At 58.6% G+C, this 2,930-nt stretch carries 1 protein-coding gene and 3 pseudogenes; all 4 read left to right on the top strand.

The annotated features are described in order from the left end of the window. Positions 1-69: 69 nt before the first annotated feature. Positions 70-423: an IS66 family insertion sequence element accessory protein TnpB gene (gene tnpB / locus PQR02_RS40040; RefSeq protein WP_408243328.1), complete on the top strand. Its 354-nt coding sequence runs from the start codon at positions 70-72 to the stop codon at positions 421-423. A gap of 90 nt (positions 424-513) precedes the next feature. Then, positions 514-2,090, top strand: a pseudogene (gene tnpC, locus PQR02_RS40035) (IS66 family transposase). 111 nt (positions 2,091-2,201) lie between these two features. Beyond that, a pseudogene (locus PQR02_RS40030) lies at positions 2,202-2,507 on the top strand (ketopantoate reductase C-terminal domain-containing protein); the annotation flags it as partial. Between the two features lie 264 nt (positions 2,508-2,771). Then, positions 2,772-2,930: pseudogene (locus PQR02_RS40025) on the top strand (transposase); the annotation flags it as partial.

Raw genomic sequence — 2,930 nt, 5'->3', positions numbered from 1 at the left:
TGAACTTGAGTGCTCACGGCACGATGCGACGCTCGTTACGGCGTTGATCGCCGCGCTGGGAGAGCGTTGATGTTCCGCCTTGATTCCGACCTTCGCGTCTATCTGCATCGCGAACCGATTGACTTTAGGGCGGGAATTAATAGCCTCACGGCGTTGGTTGAGCAGTCGATGCAGCTCGACCCCTTCGCTCGCGCCGTGTTCGCGTTCCATAATCGCAAACGCAACCGCGTTAAGCTGTTGTTGTACGAGCGTTCGGGCTTCTGGCTGATGTTGAAACGCCTCGAGGTAGACCATTTCGCGTGGCCATCCCGGAAGCAGGCCGTGGTCGAGTTGACGACCGAGCAGCTGCATTGGCTCTTAGATGGCATTGACATTGACGCGGTACGACGCCATCCGGCACGGCAGTACCATCATACGAGTTGATGCGGCGCGCCATCGCTAAGCGACGTTCCCGATAGCTGTTACAAAATTCCGTAAACCCATCGAGCGTTCCATTTCGCTACTGTGGGTAGCATGGATGAACGCGAATTCTCCCAATTGCCTCTCGCCGCGCAGGCTTACATTCGCGAGCTCGAGGCCTGCAACCGCCAGTTGGGCGAACGCGGTCGCTATCTAGAGGAGCAGTTCCGGCTCGCGCAACACAAGCGCTTCGCGCCAAGCAGCGAGAAGCTTCAGGATCGAGTGTTCAACGAAGCCGAGCAGGTCGCAGCTGAGGACGCTGGTGAGGACGTGGACGAACTCGACTTACCAGACACAGGTCTGCCGGAAGCGCCCGAGCCTGCTCGCCGCAAACGAGGACGCAAGCCTCTGCCTGCAAATCTTCCCCGCCAGCGTATCGAGTACGACTTGCCCGAGGAGCAGAAGGTCTGCCCCTGCTGCAGCAACGCAATGCATCGTATGGGCGAGGAAATCAGCGAACAACTGCATATCGAGGTGAAGGCTTCAGTCCTGCAGCATGTTCGTTTCAAATATGCGTGCCGTCATTGCGAGCGTGTCGCTGAGCGTACGCCGATCCTGACCGCGCCGATGCCGGCGCAACCATTGCCGGGCAGTCGGGCGAGCGCGGCCATGATCGCCACGGTGATGACGGGTAAATACGTCGACGGCACGCCGCTATATCGGATGGAAGACGCGCTCGGGCGCGCGAACATTCCGGTGGGCCGAGGCACGCTGGGGCACTGGGTCATCAAGCCAACGCAGTTGCATCTCGACCGCCTCTACCAGGCGTTACGCAAGACGTTGCTATCGCAGCCGCTGATTCATGGCGACGAGACGACCGTGCAGGTGCTGAAGGAAGCGGGCAAGGCCGCGCAAAGCCAGTCCTACATGTGGCTGTACCGCAGCGGGGGGATAGCGAAGAGCCCGTAGTGTTATTCGACTATCAACCCGGACGTGGCAAGCAATATCCCCAGGCGTTTCTCGCGGACTACAAAGGCATGGTGATGTCCGACGGGTATAGCGCCTGGCGAACGGTCAAAGGTGTGACTCACTTCGGCTGCCTGGCTCATGCGAGACGCGGGTTCGTAGAGGCCCTGAAGACGCAGAAAAAACTAGGCAAGCGCGCGCAGCAGGCACTTGAATTCTTCCAGCGACTCTATCGCGTCGAAGCACTCGCGCGAGAAAAACCTCCGAGCGGGGAAACGCGTGCCAGTTATACCTTACGACTACGACAGCAGCACAGCGTTGCGCTCCTTGAGGCATTCAAAGCTTGGCTGGACGAGCAAGCCCCGCAAGTGCCGCCCGAAAGCGCGCTGGGCAATGCCATCAGCTACACGCTTAACCAGTGGGAGTATCTCAGCCGTTACGTCGGCGACGGACAAGCCCCGGTGGACAATAACATTCTGGAACGCGACATCCGTCCGTTTGCCACCAGCCGGAAAGTTTGGCTCTTTAGCGACACGGTCGCCGGAGCGAAAGCCAGCGCCGTCATCTACAGTCTCGTGCTTACATGCCGCGCGTGCAACGTCGAGCCATACACGTACCTGCTTCACGTCCTGACCCAGTTGCCTCAACGGGCACAAGACGCCGACATAAGCGACCTACTGCCGTTTCGGTTCATGCAGTCTCAGGCTTCGACCAACGCCGCCTGACCAAAGAAATCCATACGCAAATCCCAGGTGTACGTCGCGCTTGCCGCGCAAGCAGTTTCCCAGCGCCAAGCGACATTCATGCGCGTGTCCGTGCGCTCAAATTAGCGCTTACAAATTTTGGGAGACGAGCTGGTGCGCGGTTTCGTTACCAGCGCAATGCTGGAGGCAAAGGAAATCGGTGCACGATTCGGGATTCCCATCGATCAGACGCCGAGCGATCGGCATGAAGTGACGTTGAAACTAGGCGCGATGAAGACTTCCATGCTGCAGGACGTTCTGGCGCGTAAGGCTGTTGAGATTGATGCACTGGTGGGTGCGGTGCGCGAGCTGGGACAGATCACGAATGTTCCGACGCTGTTCATCGACACGTTGCTTGGTCTGAGCCGGTTGCACGCGAGAAACCTGCGTCTTTATTGATACATTGCCGTCGCGAAAAGTCAGATGACTGCAACGGGGCGAAAGTCCTAATCCGCATACAGTGAAGCCTAACATTAGCACTGCCGATATGCGAATGGCCGGAAAGCGGTGGGGATTCAACCGGTCGATGCAACACAATCGAAGCTGCGTGAGCAGCGGGAGTGTCGCAGATGAAGTGCAGAACCCGGATCTACTACAGCGAGAGCCAGAAAGCGTTAATGTCGGAACATTGGCGGAAAGGCGAATCGCTTCAGCATATTGCGCAGCTATCTGTCGCGCTATACGCATCGCGTGGCCATCTCCAACCGGCGACTCATCGCGCTCGATGAACGGGGCGTGACCTTCCGCTGGAAGGATTACCGCGCCAGCGGGCGCACCGGCTACAAGACCATGACGCTCGAGGCCGGTGAGTTCATGCGTCGA

The sequence above is a fragment of the Paraburkholderia sediminicola genome (assembly GCF_046026895.1).
Lineage (GTDB): Bacteria > Pseudomonadota > Gammaproteobacteria > Burkholderiales > Burkholderiaceae > Paraburkholderia > Paraburkholderia sediminicola_C.
The sequence above is the reverse complement of the archived record's forward strand: the minus strand, read 5'-3'. Positions and strand labels throughout refer to the sequence as shown.

Excerpts from the sequence above, each read along its gene's own strand:
- tnpB (WP_408243328.1), top strand. The coding sequence starts at position 70 with ATGTTCCGCCTTGATTCCGACCTTCGCGTCTATCTGCATCGCGAACCG.